The sequence below is a fragment of the Microbacterium invictum genome, from assembly GCF_034421375.1.
In the GTDB taxonomy this organism is placed as follows: Bacteria; Actinomycetota; Actinomycetes; order Actinomycetales; family Microbacteriaceae; genus Microbacterium; species Microbacterium invictum_A.
The window spans coordinates 2,526,342-2,545,531 of sequence record NZ_CP139779.1 but is presented as its reverse complement, the minus strand read 5'-3'; the positions used below and the strand labels follow the sequence as shown (position 1 = coordinate 2,545,531).

Here is a 19,190-nt window from a genome sequence, read left to right as displayed (position 1 = left end):
TGGTGGGCGGTCATCCCCGCGGTCGCGGCGGCCATGGGCATGCTCTTGTTACCTGGGCTCATCGGCCTCGCCCCGCTTCGAGGGGGAATGGTCCCGCGGGTCGCCTTGGCTGGCCCTCTCTCAGTGCTCTTGATCGGGATCGCGGGCGTAATCGGGTCTGTGGTCGGCCTGCCCTTCATGGCATGGCACCCCTTCATTCTGGCCGCGGTGGTCGCGATCGGTGTGCTTCTGTTTCGCCGATCCGGTGGTCCGCCGCCGTCGAGAACCCGTCGGCGCACAGCCCTCGTCTTGACCTGGCTCGCAGCCTCTGCCCTCATCGCCGCGGTCGCTTTCGCGGGCACGCCTAGTCCAGCGCTTGTGAGCCAGAGCTACGACAATGTGTTCCACGTCTCCGCGATCGCACGCATCCTCGTCGATGGTGACGCCTCATCACTCACATTGCGCACGCTGATCGAGACTGATCGCGAGTTCGCCTATTATCCGGCGGCCTGGCACTCGACTGTCGCGTCGGTGGCGCAACTGACAGGCCAGGCGATCCCCATAGCCGTCAACGCGACGTGGATCGCTGTGGCGGCGGCGGTCTGGCTGCCTGGTGTCGCCTGGATCAGTCACGCGTGCCTGCCGCGGATCAACGTCTCGACCGCGGCTCTCGTGGCTCTTCCCCTCGGTGCAGCGTTCGGATCGATGCCCTACGCTCTCCTGACCTGGGGGACGCTCTATCCGACGTTTCTCGCCACAGCGCTCCTCCCTGCCGCGGTCGCTGTGCCAGTCATCGGCTGGCGGCTGGGTCGTGCGAATCGACCGGGCGCTCGGCGCGCTCCTCTCGCATGGACCGTTCTCGGGACGGCGGCGACGCTCGCGGCGGTCGCATTCTCGCAGCCTCGCGTCCTCGCGAGCTGGGCGCTCATCATGTCGGTTCCCACGATCTTCGTAGCCGTCGGTATGGCCCGCAGAGGACTTCGCGGTTCCGGGGCCGCCCGACGTCGCGCGATCGTTGCCCTCGCACTCTCGACGGCAGCCTCGGTCGGGGCGGCTACCGTGGCCGCCTGGTATGTCATCGCCCGCTTGGGTCTGTTCGAACGGCCCCTCGAGGAGCGGCTCGGTGGTCCGCAAGCCGCCGCCGTACAGAACATCGGGACGGGTGTGTGGCAGGTCGTATCCCAATCGACTCTCACTGGTGTCGGCGCCATTTCGACAGCCCCGTCCGTGCTTCTCGCGATCGTCGTCATCGCTGGAGCAGTGGTCGCGTGGCGCGCCCGCCGGAGTCGTTGGTTGGTCATCTCCTTCGGCCTGCTGGCGTTGCTCTACATCCTCGCTGCGGGTTCGGATGATGTGTTCTCCAAGCTGTCCACAGCGGTGTGGTACAAGGACAAGTTCCGGCTCTCCTCCGTGATGCCGGTACTCGGTGTACCGCTCGCCGTCCTCGGAGTTCTCAGCGCGGGACGGCTATGGTCACGCCTGTTCCGGCGTCCGTTGCTCGTGCCCTCCGCGTGGGTCGTTGCTGCGACCTCAGCCGCCACCCTCACCGTGACGGGTGTGACCGGTTCCGTGTCGGCGGTGTTCTCCATGCCGGAATCGAACGCACGTGTGGAAGTGGTGTCTCGAAGCCAAATCGAATTCTTTGCGTCCCTACCGGACTACGTTCCGGAGGGTCAGAAGGTTCTGGGTGACCCTTGGGACGGCTCGGCTTGGACGCTCGCCTTCGGCGCGCGCGAGCCGGTGTTCCCCCACGTCAACGGACAATGGGATCCCGCCCGCCTGATACTCGCGTGGAACCTCGCGAGTATCGAGACCGATCCAGCGGTATGCGCCGCACTCGATGAGTTGAGGGTGAGGTACGTGGTATTCAACCCTCACGAGTTCGGCGGCGGAGATCCGGCAGGGAATCATTTCCCCGGACCGCACGCTGCCGTCGAGGCCGGGTTGTTCACTGAGGTGGCCACGGACGGTGAATCGAAGCTGTACCGGATCGATCAATGCGGGGCGCTGCCTGCTGACGCGTTGCCCGCGCCCTAGGATCGATCCGTGACCACAGCGACCGTCGGTGCCCCCGGGTCTCCGCGTCGCTACCTCCACTCGCTGTGGCTGCTCTCGGCCCGCGATCTCCGGGTGCGATACGCCACGAGCGCCCTCGGCTACCTCTGGTCGGTCCTCGACCCGCTGGTGATGAGCCTCATCTACTGGTTCGTCTTCACGCAGGTCTTCCAGCGCACCGTCGGGCACGAGCCGTACATCGTCTTCCTCATCACCGCACTGCTGCCGTGGGTGTGGTTCAACGCGGCGGTGTCGGACTTCACGCGTGCCTTCAACAAAGACGCACGATTGGTCCGGTCGACGTCCATCCCGCGGTCGATCTGGGTCAACCGCATCGTGCTCAGCAAGGGCGTCGAGTTCCTCTGCTCGCTCCCGGTGCTGGTGGGGTTCGTCGTGGCCGCCGCATTCACGAGCGCAACGCCGGTGGCGCTGAACTGGGGTCTGCTGCTCTTCCCGGTCGCCATCCTGCTGCAGACGATGCTGCTCGTGGGCCTGGGGCTCATCGTCGCGCCCCTGTGCGTGCTGTACTCCGACCTGGAGCGCACGACCAAACTGATCCTCCGCGTGCTCTTCTACGCCTCGCCGATCATCTACTCGGTCTCCGACCTGCCGGGGATCTTCCCGCAGCTCGCCGCCTTCAACCCGCTGTCGGGGATCTTCACCCTCTACCGGTTCGGCTTCTTCCCCGAGGTCTGGGACACACTGTCGGTCGTCGTCGGCGTGGCGATGAGCGTCGGCATCCTGGCTCTGGGGCTCTTCGTGTTCCGCCGGCTCGAACGCCCCGTGCTGAAGGAGCTGTGATGACGCACGCGATCGAGGTGGCGGATCTCGGAGTCCGGTTCCGACGGAACCGTCGAGGAAGCCGGAGCTTCAAAGACCTGTTCGCCGGCTCGAACCGGCGCTCGAGGCCCGGCGAGTTCTGGGCGCTTCGCGACGTGAGTTTCACCGTCGCTCCCGGCGAGTCGATCGGCGTGGTGGGACGGAACGGCCAGGGCAAATCCACGCTGCTCAAACTCGTCGCGGGCGTCCTCCTACCCGATGAGGGCTCGGTACGGGTCAACGGGGGAGTCGCCCCGCTGATCGAGATCACCGGCGGATTCGTCGGCGACCTGACCGTCCGCGAGAACGTGCGCCTGACCTCGGGACTGCACGGGATGCCGCGGGCCGAGGTCTCGCGCCGCTTCGACGGCATCATCGATTTCGCCGAGCTCGGCGACTTCGTCGACACCCCCTACAAGCACCTCAGCAACGGGATGAAGGTGCGCCTGGCCTTCAGCGTGGTGTCGCAGCTCGAGGAGCCGATTCTGCTGGTCGACGAGGTGCTCGCCGTCGGCGACAAGGCGTTCCGCGAGAAGTGCTATACCCGGATCGACGAGCTGCTCGCCGACGGGAGGACGCTCTTCTTCGTCTCCCACAGCGAGCGAGACCTTCGCCGCTTCTGCGAGCGGGGGCTGTACCTCGACAAGGGGCGGCTGGCGATGGATGCGTCGATCAACGAGGTGCTCGACCGGTACAACGCCGATTACAACGGCGGCTGACCCGTTTCGACTTGCTGCCCTCGCTCAACGACCGGCAGCGGCTGACAGCGGCGGCATCGGCGCCCAGGAGGCGTCGTTCGCGATCTTCCGGCCGTCGCGCAGCCCTCGGAAGAGGTGCGACGTGCCGCGGACCGTCCGCTCCACGAAGAACAGCCGGATCAGCTCCTTGCCGAACGTGAGCGCGGTGCCGAGACCGAAGAGCAGCGGGCTGTAGACCCCGAGGGAGCGGTAGTAGCGCTTGATGTGCGCCCGGTTGCGCATGATGTAGTACCGGTAGGCGTTGCTCGAGGCGTTCATGTGGCGGATGCCCATGTCCCACTGCCGGATCTCGCGCGTGCGGCGCAGCACGAACTCGTCGACGATCACCGAAGTGGTGACCCGGGACGCCAGCCAGCCGTACATCTGGTCGTCCCAGTAGATGAAGAACCTCGGGTCGGGCAGGCCGATCTCGGTGACGATGTCGCGGTGGATGAACATCCCCTCGAAGCATCCCGAGTTCATCTCCTTGAACCCAGAGGCGTCGAAGCTCGCGGGGGCGAACGGGATCGGGATGGCGAGGGGCTCGGCGATGCGGTACTGCCAGTAGAACTCGCTGCCGTCGTAGTCGTAGCGGCGCCCCTGGATGCTCCTGAAGCGCGGCGCCCACTTTCCCATCTTCGCCAGGCCGTCGGGGATGACTTCGACGTCGTCGTCCATGAGCCAGATCCAGGTCGAGCCGAGGTCGTAGGCGACCCGCATGCCCTCGCTGAAACCGCCGGAGCCGCCGGTGTTGGTGTCCATCCGGCGGTAGACGAGCTGGGTGCCGAGCCGCTCGCGGAACGACTCGACGACGTCGCCGGTGTCATCGGTCGACGCGTTGTCGACGATCACGACGTGGCCGGGCTTGGGATCCATCCGCTCGATGCTCTCGAGGAGCCTGGAAAGAAGCCCCGAGCGGTTGAAGGTCACGATGGCGATCGTCGCCGTCGCCGGGGAGAACTGTTCAGTCACGGTCTGTTCCGGGCGTGCATCGGCGAGTGTCATGGCGCGAGGATTCTAACAGCGGCGCATCCGAACTCCGGGTGAACGCCCCGCGCCTCGCCCTCACCGCTCCCGCGGCACGTCGAAGACCGGCAGCCCGGGACCGATGTCGTCGGGGCTGCCGAGGCGCTCCCGCCACGAGCGGGACTGCCCGGCGCGCACGGCGCAGAGGACGAGCATGAGCCACCCGATGCCGAACAGGGTGAAGCTCTCGAACAGCGAGTCGATGAGGAGCGCCACGAGGATGAGGGGCGTCCAGGCGTAGATGACCGAGCGGCGCTCGCTGGCGTCGAGCCAGGCCCGCACGAGGGCGGCCGTGCAGAAGGCCAGGAACAGCAGCAGCCCCACCCAGCCGACCTGGAGGAGGACGTCGAGATAGGCGTTCAGACCGGTGGCGTGGGTCGTGCGGGTGAGGAAGTTCAGCGCGTTGAAGGGGTACTCCTCGCCGTCCCACGGGCCGAACCACCCCTGCCCCTGGACGGGCCGGAAGCGCATGAGGTCGACCATCCGGTTCCACAGCTCGACCCGGATGGAGAAGTCGGTGCCGGCCCCGAGCAGAGTCACGATCGGCTGGCGCGCGACGTAGCCGACGCCGATCCCGATCACCACGAGACCCCCCAGGGCCCACTGCACCGCTCCTCGGCGCGAGGGGGGAGTGCGTCGCACCAGGGCGAGGGCGGCGGATGCGAGCCCCACCCCGACGGCGAGGACGAGCACGGTGGGGGAGTCGCTGAGCACCGCGAGGGTTCCGGCGAGGATGACGGAGTACAGCGACATCCCGGGTCTGACCGACTGCGTGCGGTACTCGATGAGGAAGGTGATGAGGGCGAGCACGGCGACGAATCCCAGCACGTTCCGGGTGCCGAAGATGCCCTGGACCGGTCCGAGCTGGGCGATGTTCCCCTGGACGCCGAGGAATCGGAACGGGGTGTCCAGGAGGATGCCGCTGAGGATCTCGACGCCGAGCGAGATCGTCAGGAGCACGCGCAGCACGTCGCCGAGGGCGCGCGCGGTCTGCAAGGTGTCGCGGACGTGGCCGAGGGTCACCGCGAGGAACGCGACGGCGACGAAGGACAGCCACCCCCAGAACGATCCCACGGGGTCCGAGCTCCAGAAGATGCTGACGAACGTCCACCCGGCCAGCACGATCAGGGTCGTCGGCACGAGTCGCAGGAGCGAGATCTCGCCGCGGCGGACGAAGAGCATCGCCCCGCCGAAGAGGCACAGCACGGCGATGATCGTGACGTAGGTGACCCGTCCGGTCATCCGCTCTATCAGGTGTCCCAAGAACACCGCGCCCAGGACGCACAGCGAATAGGCGCGCGCGAAGGCCGCGGACCCGAGCAGATGCGACAACCAGCCGTGGTGCAGGGCTCCGGATCCCGCCGACGTCACAGTGCCGGTTTCGTCTCGGCGTCGGGTGTCGCGGCCTCGCTCGGGACGGCGTCCGGATCGGCGCGCGTCGCGCCCTCCTGCCGCGCCGATCGCGCCCGAGGACGCAGGGTGTCGGCGCGGACGGCGTCGAGCAGGAGTTCGCCGCGCTCGATGGCCAACGAACGCTCGGTCGGGCCGACCCCGATGTGCGGCGTCTGCTTGATCTTACCGCCGAGCATGACCAGGAACATCCATCCCCACATCAGCAGCGGCGTCGACTCGGCGACCCCCTGGACGAGCAGGATGGCTCCCACCAGGGTCGGCAGGAGCGTGAGCGGCGAGTAAGGCCGGTCGGCGCGGAGGTCCCACCGGGGCCGGTCGACGGCGAAGAACCACGCTCGCCAGATGAAGGCCAGCAGCGCTGCGGCGAAGATGACGACGCCGATGATGCCCAGCTGCAGGTAGACGTCGAGCCACATGTTGTGGGCCTGCATGACGGTCTCGCCGTGGTCGACGATCCACCGGTCGAACAGCGGCTCCCAGGGCAGCCACGGCGTGGCGAACCCCCATCCCACGATCGGGTGCTCGCCCGCACGCTCGAGCACCGCCTGCCAGATGCCCTGGCGGCCGGTCAGATCGCTCTCGCGCCCCACGGCGCGGAACAGCGCATCGCGGAAGACCCACAGCGACACGCCGCCGCCGATCGCGATGACGGCGTACGCGATGTACCAGCGCGTGCGCTCGCCGGGGCGGCGGGCGCGGCGCATGAGCAGCACGGTGATGAGGACGATCAGGGCGAGGACGCCGGCGAGGAAGGCCGTGGCCGAAGCCGCCCGCACGTAGAGGAATGCGGCGAGGGCGATCCAGCCGATGAGCAGCATCCGGCGGGGGGCGTGGGCGGCGAACCGGATCGCGAAGACGATGATGCCCAGAAGCGCCACGGGCCCGAGGAGGTTGGCGTTGCCCATCAGCCCCTGCAGACGCCCGCCGTCGAAGAGGTTGTCGCGCGACCAGTAGACGATGGGGTCGTAGTCGACCGCCGGGTCGGGGAGGACGAAGCCGGGAAGCAGGGGGCCCTGCACGAACAGCGACACGGCCAGTTCGAACAACAGCGACAGGCCGAGCACCCACTTCAGCGCCGACGCGACGGCGCGCACGAGCTCGCGCCACGTGAGCATCGCTCCGACGAACAGACCCTGCAGGGTGGTCAGTGCCAGCAGAAGCCAGGTCAGGACGGACGTTCCGAGCCAGGCCGACCAGGTGATCGACAGTGCCGCCCAGGCGACGTACGCCAGTGCGAACCACGGCAGTCGCCGCCACTGGAACGGCGGGCGGATCACCGTCCACGCGATCACCGACACCACCCCGGCCGAGATCATCAGCACCCCGGCGCCGGCGTCGCCCAGGATGTTGACCCAGCCGACGCTCGCGAGCATGGACGCGAGCACGAAGATGCACCAGGCGCGAAGGAGCAGGTGCCCCGTCTTCTCGCGAACGGGCGGGCCGGGGCGTGCCGCGACCGGATGCTTCGTGTGGACGGCCATGGTGAGTTCAGGCTACCGGCGGCCGGCCTCCTAGGCTGGACCCATGCTGGTGCCGATCGCGAACGATCCCCGCGACTACGCGTGGGGATCTGCCACCCTGCTCGCCGAACTCGAGGGGCGCGAACCCTCCGGTCGCCCCGAGGCGGAGGTGTGGTTCGGAGATCACCCCGGCTCGCCCGCCCGGGTCGCCGACGGCCGATCACTGGACGCCTGGCTCGCCGAGGAGGGGCGGTCGGTCGGCGCCCCGGAACGGCTTCCCTACCTGCTGAAGCTCCTCGCCGCGGCATCCGCCCTCTCGATCCAGGCGCACCCGACCACCGCGCAGGCGCAGGAAGGGTTCGCGCGGGAGGACGAGGCGGGGATCCCGGTGGATGCCGCGCACCGGACCTACCGCGATCTGAACCACAAGCCCGAGCTCATCGTCGCCGTCTCCGACGAGTTCGTCGCGATGGCCGGGCTCCGCGACGTCGCCGCGACCCGGCGTCTGCTGGCGGAGCTGGGCGACCCGGCCGCCGCGCTGCAGGCGGCGCTGGCGGCATCCGACCCGGCGGCGGGTCTGCGCGAGGCGTTGACCTGGGTGTTGTCGGGCGCCACCCGTGACGACCTCGACGGGCTGCTGGCCGCCGTGAAGACCGCCCGCTCGGCGGAGTTCGCCGACGAGCTCGACAACGCCCGACGGCTGATCGACGAACACCCCGGGGATGCCGGTGTCGTCGTCGCCCTGCTGATGAACCTCGTCACCCTGCGCCGCGGCGAGGGGCTGTTCGTCGACGCCGGAGTACTGCACGCGTACGTGCGCGGCCTCGGCGTGGAGATCATGGCGGCGAGCGACAACGTGCTGCGCGGTGGCCTGACGCCCAAGCACATCGACGTCGACGAGCTGCTGTCGATCGTCGACACCACGCCCGGTCCGGCGGACGTCGTGCGGGCGCGCCCCGAGGGCGAGGGCGTCGCGCGCTACGACGTCCCGGTCTCCGACTTCGCGCTGAGGACGGCCGAGGTGCGGGGGAGCGCCGTGGCGGTTCCCCTTTCGGGCATCGCGCTCGTGGTGGCCACCGAGGGAGAGGTCACGGTGGCCGGGGGCGGCGGCGACGCCGTGCCGCTCCGGCCCGGCCGCGCGGTGCTCGTGGCCCCCGACGAGAGCGCGATCACGGTGCACGGCACCGGTCGGGTGTTCCTCGCCGAGCCCGGCAGGTGAGAGTTCTCTCATCTCCCTGGGAATCCGGGCGGGCGTGACCGAACCGCGACACGCCGACGGCGCGTCGTGAAGATTCACCCGCCGGTTGAGGGTTTACGATCTGCGACTTGACCGCGGCGAACTACACCGGTGTAATTACTCGTACACGCAGCAGGGCGTGGGTGACAGGTGGGAGAACCAGATGGCGGCGCAATACCGTTCCGGCGTTCCCGACAATTGGTTCGTCGATCCGGTTCAGCTAGGGGTCCCGGGCGTTCGTCGCCCCGTCGTCGAAGACGAAGAGACCCAGCTCGGCTGGCAGACCGACGCGCTGTGCTCGCAGACCGACCCCGAGGCGTTCTTCCCCGAGAAGGGCGGCTCGACCCGCGATGCCAAGCGCATCTGCTCCTCGTGCGATGTGCGTACCGAGTGCCTCGAGTACGCGCTGCAGAACGATGAGCGGTTCGGCATCTGGGGCGGACTGAGCGAGCGGGAGCGCCGCAAGCTCAAGCGGCGGGCCGGCTGACGACGACGAGGGGATGCTGCGGCGTCCCCGTCGTCGTCTTCGCGGCGCGTGCGACCCGGCCACGAGAGCTTCGCCGCCTAGGCTGACCAGGTCATGCCCGCGAGAGTCCACGCCTTTCTCGTCGTGCGCCCGGACGGGCGGACGACGGCGGCCCCCCACCTGCGTCGCACGCTGGCTGCGTTGCGTCAGCAGTCGCGCCCCGTCGACGCTCTGACCATCGTGCTCTGCGGCGACAGCGCGGGACTGTCCGAGATCGCTGCGGCGTCGGGCGCCGAATCGGTCATCACCGCCTCGGCCTCGACCGGATTCGCTGCTGCCACGGCGCTCGCCTCGCACCGTCTCGACGGCGACGCGGTGTGGCTCCTGGCGCAGGACACCGCTCCCGAGCCCGACGCGCTCCACCAGCTCGTCGGGGCTCTCGAGCTCGCGCCCTCGGTCGCCTTCGTCGCTCCGAAGCTCGTGCGGTGGGATGACCGCAGCGAGATCGTCTCGCTCGGTGTCACGATGACCCGGCTCGGCCGCACGGTGGGGCTGGCCGACGGCGAACTCGATCAGGGTCAGCACGACGCACGGCAGGACGTGCTCGGCGCCGACGTGCGGGGCCTGCTCGTCCGCGCGGACGCCTGGCGGGCGCTCGAGGGCCTCTACCCCGCGCTCAGCGGCGCGGACGAAGGACTCGACCTCGGTGTCCGGGCGCGCCTCGCCGGGTACCGGGTCTCGATCGTCCCCTCGGCACTCGTCGCGACCGAGGGCGACGGCGTCGCAGGGCTCCCGGCCCCCACGACGCCGCGTCGGCGCCGCCGCCGCGCCTTCGCCACCCGAGCGGCGGAACTGCACCGCCGTCTCGTCTACGCCCATCCGGCGGCCGTCCTCGCCCTCTGGCTCTCGACCCTGCCCGTCGCGCTGTGGCGCACCGCGGCGCACCTGGTCACCAAGCAGCCCGAGCGCGTGTTCCCCGAATGGGGGGCGGCGGTCGCCGCGATCCTCCGGATCCCCCAGGTGGCGCGCGCCCGCCGTCGCATCCGTCGTACCCGTCAGGCGTCGTGGCTGCAGCTGAACGCCCTCCGGATCTCGCAGAGCGAGCTGCGCGAACGTCTCGACGACGAGGCCGACGCCGAGACGGCCACCGACTCCGGCGCCTACGTCCGCCGCGATCTGCACTTCTTCACCGGCGGCGGCGCGTGGCTGGTGCTCGGCGCGCTCGTCGTGTCGGTCGCCGCGTTCACCGCCCTCTTGGCCTGGCCGGTGATGGGAGGCGGCGGTCTGCTGCCGCTGCGGACGACCCTCGCCGAGCTCTGGGCCGACGCCGCCTTCGGCCGGCGCCAGCTCGGTCTCGACGTCGTCGGCCCCGCCGACCCGTTCGCCACGATCCTCGCCGTCGTCGGGAGCCTCTGGCCGGGCGACCCGTCGCGGGCCCTGGTGCTGCTGTGGATCCTCGCCCTGCCGCTCGCCGCGACCGGCGGCTGGTTCGCCGCCACGCGGGTCACTGAGCGCGGCGGACTCCGCATCCTCGGCGGCGCCCTCTGGGCGCTCGCCCCGGCGTTCCTGGCCGCGCTGACCGAGGGGCGCCCGGCGGCCGTCATCCTCCATCTCCTGCTGCCGTGGCTGTTCTACACCGGCTCGGTCGCCCATCGCTCCTGGGCTGCTGCGGGGGTCGCCTCGCTGCTGCTCGCAGCCGCGATCGCCTGCGCACCCTCGCTCGCGCCCGCGCTCGTCGCGCTGTGGGTATTGGCGCTGCTGCTGGTGATCATCGTGCGCTCGGGCCGTGGCACGGCTCAGCTGATCTGGACGCTCGTCCCGACCGTCGTCGTGGTCGCACCGCTGGTGTGGTGGCAGGGGATGGCGGGCCAGTGGTGGGCGCTCGTCGCCGACCCCGGACTGCCCTGGGCGGGGTCGCAGGTCGGCGCCGACGTCGTCGGCCGCAGTCTGCTGATCGCCGGCCTGCCGTCGCCGGACGCCGGCGACTGGGCGACGATGCTCGAGGGGGTGTGGGTGTGGTGGGTGCCGCTCCTGGTCGCTCCGCTCGCCGTCCTGGCGTTGTTGGCGCCGCTCACCGCGCGATGGGCGACCGGGATCGGCCTCCTCATCGTCACCGCCCTCGGCATCGTCACCGCCTTCATCGCGGTGGGCGTCTCGGTCTCGGTGGTGCAGGGCCAGAGCGTGCCGCTCTGGCCGGGCGCCGGCCTGAGCCTGGCGTGGATCGGGATGGTCGGCGGGTCGCTCGTGGCCCTCGATGCCGGGTTCGCACCGCGCATGCGCGGCGCGCGGGTCGCGGTCGCGGTCACCGCCGGACTCGCCATCGCGGTGCTCGCCGTCCCTCAGCTCACCGCGCTCACGCGCGGCACCGCCGAGCTGACCAACGGGCCCGACAGCACGCTCCCCGCCTTCGTCGCCGCGGAGGGCGGCGACGATCCCGACGTCGGCACGCTGGTGCTCACCCCCCAGAACGGCGGCGGCGTGGCCGCCGGGGTGGTCTGGGGCGAGAGCGAGACCCTCAGCGGCCAGAGCACGGTGGCTGCCACGCGGGCGGCGCCGACCCCCGCCGACGAGACCGTGGCGACCCTCGCGGTCGACCTCATCTCCACGACCGGCGAGGGCTCGGTCGCCGATCTCGCCGCGCAGGGGATCGGCTTCGTCGTGCTCGCACCGGCCGCCATCCCCGAATCCGACGCCGCCCGCGCGTTCCGCCTCGACGCCGTTCTCGCCCTGGATCAGCGCGACGGACTGGACAACGCCGGTGCCACCCCGAAGGGGGAGCTCTGGCGCGTCACGGGCGAGGTCGCCGAGCGACCGGCACTGCCGGCATCCGCCGCCGATCTCGCGCGGCTCATCGTGTGGGCCGACCTCGCCGTCCTCGCCATCGCACTCCTGCTGGCGGTGCCCACACGCGCGTCGCGTCGCGCCGCGCGTCGCACGCCGCGCATCGTCGGATTCGGAACGACCGGCGCGGCCGTGGGGGAGGAGCGATGAGCGATCGCCGCAGGTTCCGCTGGGCGGCGACGAGCGCCCGGATGCTGGCGGGCACCCTCGCCGCAGCCGGGTTCGTCGTCGGCATCGTGACCCTGTCGGCCGTGCCGTGGCCGACGGTGGAGCGCGCGCCGCTCGCCCTCTCGGTCACCCCCGAGCCCGACACCGTGACCCTCGCGTGCCCGGGCGGGCTCGTCGCCCTGGGGCGCACCGCCGAGAACGCGCTCGGGCTGAGTCAGGCGGCGGTGGCCGCGGTGACCAGCGGGGGAGGAACGGATGACGCCGCGCCGGCGTCCCGGGTCCTCGAGACCGAGGTGCCCGAGGCCGTCGGGCCCGAGGCGTTCACCGTCGAGCCCGTGGACCGCGAGGTGGGGGCGCTCGCCGCCGCCGGCGCGGCGACGGTGTCCGACCCCGATCTCTCCGGCTTCGCTGCGTCGGCATGCCGTCCGCCGCTGACCGAGTCGTGGCTGGTCGGGGGATCGGGGACGACGGGGGCCTCGGACCTCGTCATCCTCACCAACCCCGGCACCGTCCCCGCGACCGTGCAGCTCACCCTTTTCGGGGCGTCCGGCGAGCAGCAGCCCGCCGGAGGCGCCGACATCGTCGTGCGGGCGGGTGCCCAGCGGATCGTGCCCCTGGCGGGTCTGCTGCTCGGGGAGGAGAGCCCGGTCATCCGGGTCACGGCCACCGGCGCGCCCATTCAGGCGTCCCTGCAGACGAGCGTCACCCGCACCCTCCAGGCTGCGGGCATCGACCAGATCGGTCCGATCGTGGCGCCGGCGACCGAGCAGGTGATCGCCGGTGTGGCGGTACCCGCCGCGACACAGGGTGAGGCGCCGCAGGGCGAGGGCGCCGAGACCATCGTGCGGGTGATGGCGCCCGCCGCGGGGGACGCGGGGCCGATCTCGGCGACGGTCACCGCCACCGACGCGGCGACCGGCGCGGGCGTCGGTTCGCCGGTGACCGTCACCCTCGAGCCCGGCGTGCCGCTGGAAGCGGAGGTGAGCGGTCTCACCGAGGGGGAGTATGTGGTGCGCGTCGAGGCGGACGCTCCCGTGGTGGCCGCCGCCTGGCACACCAGCGGCTTCGTTCAGGGGAGCGACTTCGCGTGGTTCACCCCGGCTCCCGAACTCGGCGCGACGGCGCTCGTCGCCGCCCCCGCGGGCCCCGCGCCCGTGCTGACCGTCGTCAACAGCGGCGACGAGCCCTCGTCTGTCACCGTCTCGACGCTCGACGGTGCGGTGATCCAGACCCTGGACCTGCCCGCGGGCGGGTCTGCCGTGGTCCCCGCCGATGCCCGCTCGGTGCTCGCCATCGAGACCTCGGGTGGTGTGATCCACGCCGGCCTGTCGCTGTCGGGCGACAACGCACTGGCCGGCTATCCGGTGTGGCCGTCGGACGCGGCCGCGCCGCCCACCGTCGTCTACCCCTGATCCGGCGCCCGCTCAGAGGAAGCGGAAGCGCTCGGGGCCGAGGTCCCAGGGGTCGCGCTCGAGGTACTCGGCCGCCGCACGGAAGACGCAGCTCTCGATCATCATGCGGCGGTGGAGGTCGTCGTTGCGATGCAGATGACCGAGACGCTCGATGGGGATCCGGTAGAGGATGATCCGCTTGCGCTCGCGCGAGACCACCCAGCGCGGGATGCCGTCGGCGTCGGTCGCGGGCGGCATGTCTGCCATCTCGAAGCTCACCTCGCGCAGCTCCGGCCACGCCGAGCGGAGGAACTCCGCGACCGATCCCACCGCGAGGTCGAACCTCTCGACCCGGGTATCCAGGGGCGGAAGCGGCGGGCGCACGACGGGGCTGCGGCCCTCCCGGCCGTGCCGGCCGTGACGGTCGGGGCGGGAGTACGCCTGCGCGCTTCGTCCTCGACGCCAGGCCATGCGTTCATCCTACGGCGCGGCATCCGTTCGGTGTCGGGGGTCGTGACTAGCGTGAGGGACGATGCGCGACAGACTCTGCTCCAAGGTCGGCTGCGCCCGTGAGGCGACGTCGACACTGACCTACGACTACGGCGACCAGATGGCGGCGCTGGGGCCGCTCGGGCGGACCGGCGACCCGCACGCGCACGACCTCTGCGCGATCCACACCGAGCGGATGTCGGTGCCCAAGGGATGGGTCGTCGTGCGGCACGAGACACTGCGCGTCTGATCCCTTCGGGACACGCTGCGCGGGCGCGCCGCGTCCGACCGACCCTCGCCGGCCGGCCGAAAGCGGGGCCGTGGGAGAATGGGTTCATGGCCACTCCCACCGTCGCCGCCGCGCCCGCGGCATCCGATTCCGTCGCTGTCACCGCCGAGGACGCTCGCTCGATCGACTTCACCGTCGCCGACCTGACGCTCGCACCGGCGGGGCGCCACCAGATCCGCCTCGCCGAGAACGAGATGCCCGGGCTCATGGCCCTTCGCGAGGAGTTCGGCCCGTCGCAGCCGCTGCGCGGTGCGCGTATCGCCGGTTCGCTGCACATGACCGTGCAGACCGCGGTGCTCATCGAGACCCTCGTCGCCCTCGGCGCCCAGGTGCGCTGGGCCAGCTGCAACATCTTCTCCACGCAGGACGAAGCGGCCGCCGCCGTCGTCGTCGGACCGACCGGCACCGTGGACGATCCCGCCGGCGTTCCGGTGTTCGCCTGGAAGGGCGAGACGCTCGACGAGTACTGGGCGTGCACCGACCGCATCTTCGACTGGTCGGCCGAGGGCGCCGCGGGCCCGAATCTGATCCTCGATGACGGCGGTGACGCGACCCTCCTCGTCCATAAGGGGGTCGAATTCGAGAAGGCGGGAGCCGTGCCCGACGCCGAGGCGGGGGCATCCGCGGAGTACCGGATCGTCCTGGACACCCTCCGACGCAGCCTCGCGCGCGACCCGCAGCGATTCACCCGGATGGCCGCCGACCTCATCGGCGTGACCGAGGAGACCACGACGGGTGTGCACCGCCTGTACGAGCTCGCGGCCGCCGGAACGCTGCTCTTCCCCGCCATCAACGTCAACGACTCGGTGACGAAGTCGAAGTTCGACAACGTCTACGGAATCCGCCACTCGCTGCCCGACGGGCTGAACCGCGCGACCGATGTGCTCATCGGCGGCAAGGTCGCCTTCGTGGCGGGCTACGGGGATGTCGGCAAGGGCGCCGCCGAGGCGCTGCGCGGTCAGGGTGCCCGCGTCATCGTCGGCGAGATCGACCCGATCTGCGCGCTGCAGGCCGCCATGGACGGCTTCCAGGTCGCGCGGCTGGAGTCGGTTCTCGACCAGATCGACATCGTCGTGACCGGGACGGGCAACACCGGCGTCGTCACCGTCGATCACCTCCTGGGGCTCAAGCACCTGGCGATCGTGGCGAACGTCGGCCACTTCGACGACGAGATCGACATGGCAGGGCTGGAGTCGCTCCCCGGCGCCGAGCGCGTGGAGATCAAGCCGCAGGTGCACGAGTGGCGCCTGCCGAACGGGCGGAGCGTTCTGGTCCTCAGCGAAGGGCGTCTGATGAACCTGGGCAACGCCACGGGGCATCCGTCCTTCGTCATGAGCGCGTCGTTCACCAACCAGGTGCTCGCGCAGTTGGAGCTCTACACCCGCCGCGAGGAGTACCCGACGGGCGTCTACGTGCTGCCGAAGGCGCTGGACGAGAAGGTCGCGCGGCTTCACCTGCCGGCGCTGGGCGTCGAGCTCACCGAACTGAGTCCCGCCCAGGCGGCGTACATCGGTGTGCCGGTCGAGGGGCCGTACAAGCTGGATCACTACCGGTACTGAGGCTCCTGAGGGTTTCCGGAGCGGATGAGGCGGCTCAGCGCTCCGGGAAGCCGCGGGGCGCCGCGTTCTCACCGGCGGTGAGGGCGGCCACGCGCCGGGACTCGAGCGTGAGCGCGCGGTACTCGCGGTCGCGGCGGATGCTCGCCACCGCGCGAAGGAGACTCTCGGGGTCGGTCGCGGGGAGCGGTGAGACGTGCGCGGCCACTTCGTTCGCCAGCGACGCCGCGACGCGCGCCCGAGCCGCCGGCTCGAGGTTGACGGCATTGCGGACGAACTGCGCGATGCGCCGGGCGAGGGGGTCGGGCAGGCGCGCGACATCCGCGATCGACGACCAGCCCTCCAGCGCCGGCGGCATGCCGGGAGCGGGGGCGGGAAGCCGCGGGGTGCGGGTGCGTTCGGCGTAGGTGCCGGCGAGCAGATCGCCGAGTCGTTGCGAGCGCGGCGTGAAGGCGCCGACGATCGCGGCCAGCGCGCCGAGGGTGAACCAGATCTCCAGAACGCCGACCAGGGCGCGGATGAACGCCTGGCGGAACCCCGAGGCGCCGCCGTCGCTGCGGACGATCCGTCCGCCGACGGCGAGTTTGCCGACGCTGCGCCCGCGCATGGCCGTCTCGATGACGGTGGGGAGGACGACCAGCACGATGACGATGACGGCGATCGTGAGTATCGGGGTCACCACCGGGTCGAGGGCCCCTGAGGCCGTGAGCCAGCCGGCGGCGATTGCGAACAGGATGAGGATCGCGGCACCGATGAGGACGTCGATGAGCGTGCCGAGCGCGCGGAGGAAGAACCCGATCGGCTGCACGTCGAGGGCGACGGCCTCGCCGGTGAGGATCTCGTCCTGATCGATCTCGACGATCTGCGGGCGGACGGCTGCGCCGTGTCGCAGATCGCCTCCGGCGCGCGGGGGAGACGTGGTCGCCGAGCCGTCGGAGGGCATGACTACAGTGAAACACATGGACCTCGACGCCCTCACCGCTGCGCGGCGCGAGGAGTGGGCGAGGCTGGACGAGCTGAGCAGGCGTCGCCGCCTGACGGGCGCCGAGGTCGACGAACTCGTCGACCGCTACCGTGCGGCCTCGGCGGATCTCGCCGAGATCAAGACCACCGCGGGGCGGACCCCCGAGGGAGACCACGTCTCGACGATCCTCGCGCGGGCGCGGCAGCGGCTGACCGGAGGGCGCGAGAATCCCCTGCGGCAGATCCCGCGGTTCTTCGTGCTGCAGCTGCCGGCAGCGCTCTACCGGCTGCGGTGGACGACGCTCGTGATCGCGCTGTCGTTCATCGGCATCGGCGCCGTCGTGGCGTTCTGGATCTCGTCCGACCCCGCGCTCGTGGCGACCCTCGGGCCGCAGGCACAGCTGGAGTACTACGCCGAGGAGCAGTTCACCTCGTACTACAGCGAGAACCCCGCGGCGGCGTTCGCGGGGACGGTATGGACCAACAACGCCTGGATCGCGGCGCAGTGCGTGATGTTCGGCATCACCGGATTCTGGCCGGTCATGGTGCTGGTGCAGAACGCCGTCGGCGTCGGAACCGCCGCGGCGATCATGCTCGCGTTCGACCGCGGCGACGTCTTCCTCCTGTTCATCCTTCCCCACGGTCTGCTCGAGCTGACGTGCATCTTCGTGGCCGGGGCGGCGGGGCTGCACATCTTCTGGGCGTGGGTCGCGCCGGGTCGCCGGCCGCGCGGCGAGGCCCTCGCCGCGGCGGGGCGTTCGCTCGCGACGGTGGCGATCGGTCTCGTGCTCGCGCTCGCGGTCGCCGGTGTCATCGAGGGCTTCGTCACGGCGCAGCCGTGGCCGTGGCCGGTGAAGATCGGCATCGGCGCTCTCGCGCTCGGGGCGTTCCTGGCCTACATGCTCGTCGTCGGTCGTCGGGCCGCTCGACTCGGCGAATCCGGCGACATGACCGAGTTCGAAACCGGCACGCCCACCCTCGTCGCCGGCTGAGGGGGCGGCGCGCACGAGCGCGAAGGTGGCGCAGATGGTGGCCTTGGACCTGGGAAGGTCGCCAGGTGCGCCACTTCCACGCGGGGTCGGGCCGCGGAGGTGGCGCAGATGGTGGCCTTGGGCCCCGCAAGGTTGCCAGATGCGCCACTTCGATGCTGGCGGATGCGGCGGGGTGGCGGATTTGGTCGTGCGGCGCGGTCCCGAGCGACCATCTGTGCCACGCCGATAACGTCGGGGTGATCGGGGTGGCGGGATTGGTCGCAAGTCGCGCTGCGACGCGACCATCTGTGCCACGCCGATGGCCAGCGGATGCAGCAGCGCGAAGGTGGCGCAAATGGTGACCTTCGACGGCTGAAGGTCGCCAAATGCGCGACTTCGATGGGGGCGGATGCGGCGGGGTGGCGGAATTGGTCGGGTCGCGCGTTGCGGGGCGACCATCTGTGCCACGGCGATGGCGGAGCGGTGGCCGAAATGGTCGTGCGGCGGGGTGCCGAGCGACCATCTGTGCCACGCCGATGGCCAGCGGATGCAGCAGCGCGAAGGTGGCGCAAATGGTGACCTTGGGCGTCTGAAGGTCGCCATATGCGCCACTTCCCTCTGGCGCGGGACCGCGGAGGTGGCGCAATCGGTCGCCTGACCCGCTCGAGGGCGAACATCTGCGCCACCTCGACACCGACCCGCAACGCGCCCGACACCGCGAGTTCTTTTGATCGACTCAAAAGAACCCGCTAGGGTCGGAACGTGACCTCGAACACCGCTTCGTCCTCCCCCGACGCGCTTCGCGCGGCGGGACTGCGGGTCACGGATTCGCGTCGCGCGGTCCTCGACGCGCTCACCGAGGCGCCGCACTCCAGCGCCGACGAGCTCTACCGGCGCGTCGCGCAGCGCACCCCCCAGACCAATCTGCAGTCGGTGTACAACGCCCTGGCCGATTTCGTCTCCGCGGGGATCGCGCGGCGCATCGAGCCGGCCGGTCGCCCCGGTCTCTACGAGCGACGCGTCGCGGACAATCATCACCATCTCGTGTGCACGTCGTGCGGCACCGTCGCTGACGTCGACTGCGTCACCGGCGAGGCGCCGTGCCTCGTCCCGTCCTCCGCGCACGGATTCGCCGTGCACACCGCCGAGGTGACGTTCTGGGGGCTGTGCGCAGACTGTCTGGCCGAAGGCGCGGCAGCCGACGACACCGCCCCCGCGGCACCGGCGCCGCGCCCCCCGGCGACGCGGCCGTGACGGCGCGGGCTTCGGCCCGGCATCCGCTCTCGCGTCCACCCGCCCACCGTCCCCCCTGCCCCACCCCCTGAGGAAG

Annotated in this window: 16 protein-coding genes; 11 read left to right on the top strand and 5 right to left on the bottom strand. The window is 70.8% G+C overall.

All coding sequences use genetic code 11. The features are described 5' to 3' along the window. Positions 1-33 precede the first annotated feature (33 nt). The 3 genes from T9R20_RS12285 to T9R20_RS12275 are packed head-to-tail and all read left to right on the top strand — an operon-like array spanning position 34 to position 3,572. A complete protein-coding gene (locus T9R20_RS12285) occupies positions 34-2,016 on the top strand; it encodes a DUF6541 family protein (protein ID WP_322412172.1) in 1,983 nt (660 codons plus the stop codon). Between the two features lie 9 nt (positions 2,017-2,025). Beyond that, positions 2,026-2,835 (top strand): ABC transporter permease, encoded by an 810-nt coding sequence (locus tag T9R20_RS12280; RefSeq protein ID WP_322409594.1) that lies wholly within the window; start codon positions 2,026-2,028, stop codon positions 2,833-2,835. Beyond that, entirely contained in the window at positions 2,835-3,572 is a 738-nt protein-coding gene (locus tag T9R20_RS12275; protein WP_322409593.1) for an ABC transporter ATP-binding protein, read from the top strand. Before T9R20_RS12280 ends, T9R20_RS12275 begins: the two co-directional genes overlap by 1 nt. 24 nt (positions 3,573-3,596) lie before the next feature. Here T9R20_RS12275 and T9R20_RS12270 read toward each other — a convergent pair whose 3' ends face one another. The 3 genes from T9R20_RS12270 to T9R20_RS12260 form a co-directional block, all read right to left on the bottom strand. Beyond that, a complete protein-coding gene (locus tag T9R20_RS12270; RefSeq protein WP_322409592.1) occupies positions 3,597-4,595 on the bottom strand; it encodes a glycosyltransferase in 999 nt (332 codons plus the stop codon). Positions 4,596-4,655: 60 nt separating this feature from the next. Continuing rightward, positions 4,656-5,858, bottom strand: coding sequence for an O-antigen ligase family protein (locus tag T9R20_RS12265; protein WP_322409591.1), 1,203 nt, complete (start codon positions 5,856-5,858; stop codon positions 4,656-4,658). Positions 5,859-5,983: 125 nt separating this feature from the next. Then, positions 5,984-7,510: an O-antigen ligase family protein gene (locus tag T9R20_RS12260; protein WP_322409590.1), complete on the bottom strand. Its 1,527-nt coding sequence runs from the start codon at positions 7,508-7,510 to the stop codon at positions 5,984-5,986. 43 nt (positions 7,511-7,553) lie between these two features. Here T9R20_RS12260 and manA point away from each other — a divergent pair, with 43 nt between their 5' ends. From manA to T9R20_RS12240, 4 genes are all read left to right on the top strand, one after another. Then, positions 7,554-8,708: a mannose-6-phosphate isomerase, class I gene (manA, locus tag T9R20_RS12255; protein ID WP_322409589.1), complete on the top strand. Its 1,155-nt coding sequence runs from the start codon at positions 7,554-7,556 to the stop codon at positions 8,706-8,708. Positions 8,709-8,889: 181 nt separating this feature from the next. Next, positions 8,890-9,213 carry a WhiB family transcriptional regulator gene (locus tag T9R20_RS12250; protein ID WP_124294400.1) on the top strand — a complete coding sequence of 108 codons (324 nt, stop codon included), beginning with the start codon at positions 8,890-8,892 and terminating at the stop codon, positions 9,211-9,213. A 93-nt stretch (positions 9,214-9,306) separates the two neighbouring features. Next, entirely contained in the window at positions 9,307-12,183 is a 2,877-nt protein-coding gene (locus T9R20_RS12245; protein WP_322409588.1) for a glycosyltransferase, read from the top strand. After that, a complete protein-coding gene (locus T9R20_RS12240; protein ID WP_322409587.1) occupies positions 12,180-13,613 on the top strand; it encodes a DUF5719 family protein in 1,434 nt (477 codons plus the stop codon). The genes T9R20_RS12245 and T9R20_RS12240 overlap by 4 nt, the downstream gene beginning before the upstream one ends. A 12-nt stretch (positions 13,614-13,625) precedes the next feature. Here the strand turns inward: T9R20_RS12240 and T9R20_RS12235 are convergent, their stop codons facing one another. Further along, on the bottom strand, positions 13,626-14,063 hold the full coding sequence (locus tag T9R20_RS12235) for a metallopeptidase family protein (RefSeq protein WP_322409586.1): 438 nt from the start codon (positions 14,061-14,063) through the stop codon (positions 13,626-13,628). Between the two features lie 61 nt (positions 14,064-14,124). Between T9R20_RS12235 and T9R20_RS12230 the strand changes: the two genes are divergently transcribed. Further along, on the top strand, positions 14,125-14,331 hold the full coding sequence (locus T9R20_RS12230) for a DUF3499 family protein (protein ID WP_248241193.1): 207 nt from the start codon (positions 14,125-14,127) through the stop codon (positions 14,329-14,331). An 86-nt stretch (positions 14,332-14,417) separates the two neighbouring features. Next, positions 14,418-15,929 carry an adenosylhomocysteinase gene (ahcY, locus tag T9R20_RS12225; protein ID WP_322409585.1) on the top strand — a complete coding sequence of 504 codons (1,512 nt, stop codon included), beginning with the start codon at positions 14,418-14,420 and terminating at the stop codon, positions 15,927-15,929. Between the two features lie 34 nt (positions 15,930-15,963). Here ahcY and T9R20_RS12220 read toward each other — a convergent pair whose 3' ends face one another. Beyond that, complete coding sequence (locus tag T9R20_RS12220; RefSeq protein WP_322409584.1) at positions 15,964-16,869, bottom strand: RDD family protein; 906 nt, start codon at positions 16,867-16,869, stop codon at positions 15,964-15,966. 16 nt (positions 16,870-16,885) lie between these two features. Here T9R20_RS12220 and T9R20_RS12215 point away from each other — a divergent pair, with 16 nt between their 5' ends. Together T9R20_RS12215 and T9R20_RS12210 are read left to right on the top strand one after the other, a co-directional pair. Beyond that, entirely contained in the window at positions 16,886-17,881 is a 996-nt protein-coding gene (locus T9R20_RS12215) for a stage II sporulation protein M (protein ID WP_322409583.1), read from the top strand. Between the two features lie 741 nt (positions 17,882-18,622). Next, complete coding sequence (locus tag T9R20_RS12210) at positions 18,623-19,114, top strand: Fur family transcriptional regulator (protein WP_322409582.1); 492 nt, start codon at positions 18,623-18,625, stop codon at positions 19,112-19,114. Positions 19,115-19,190 lie beyond the last annotated feature (76 nt).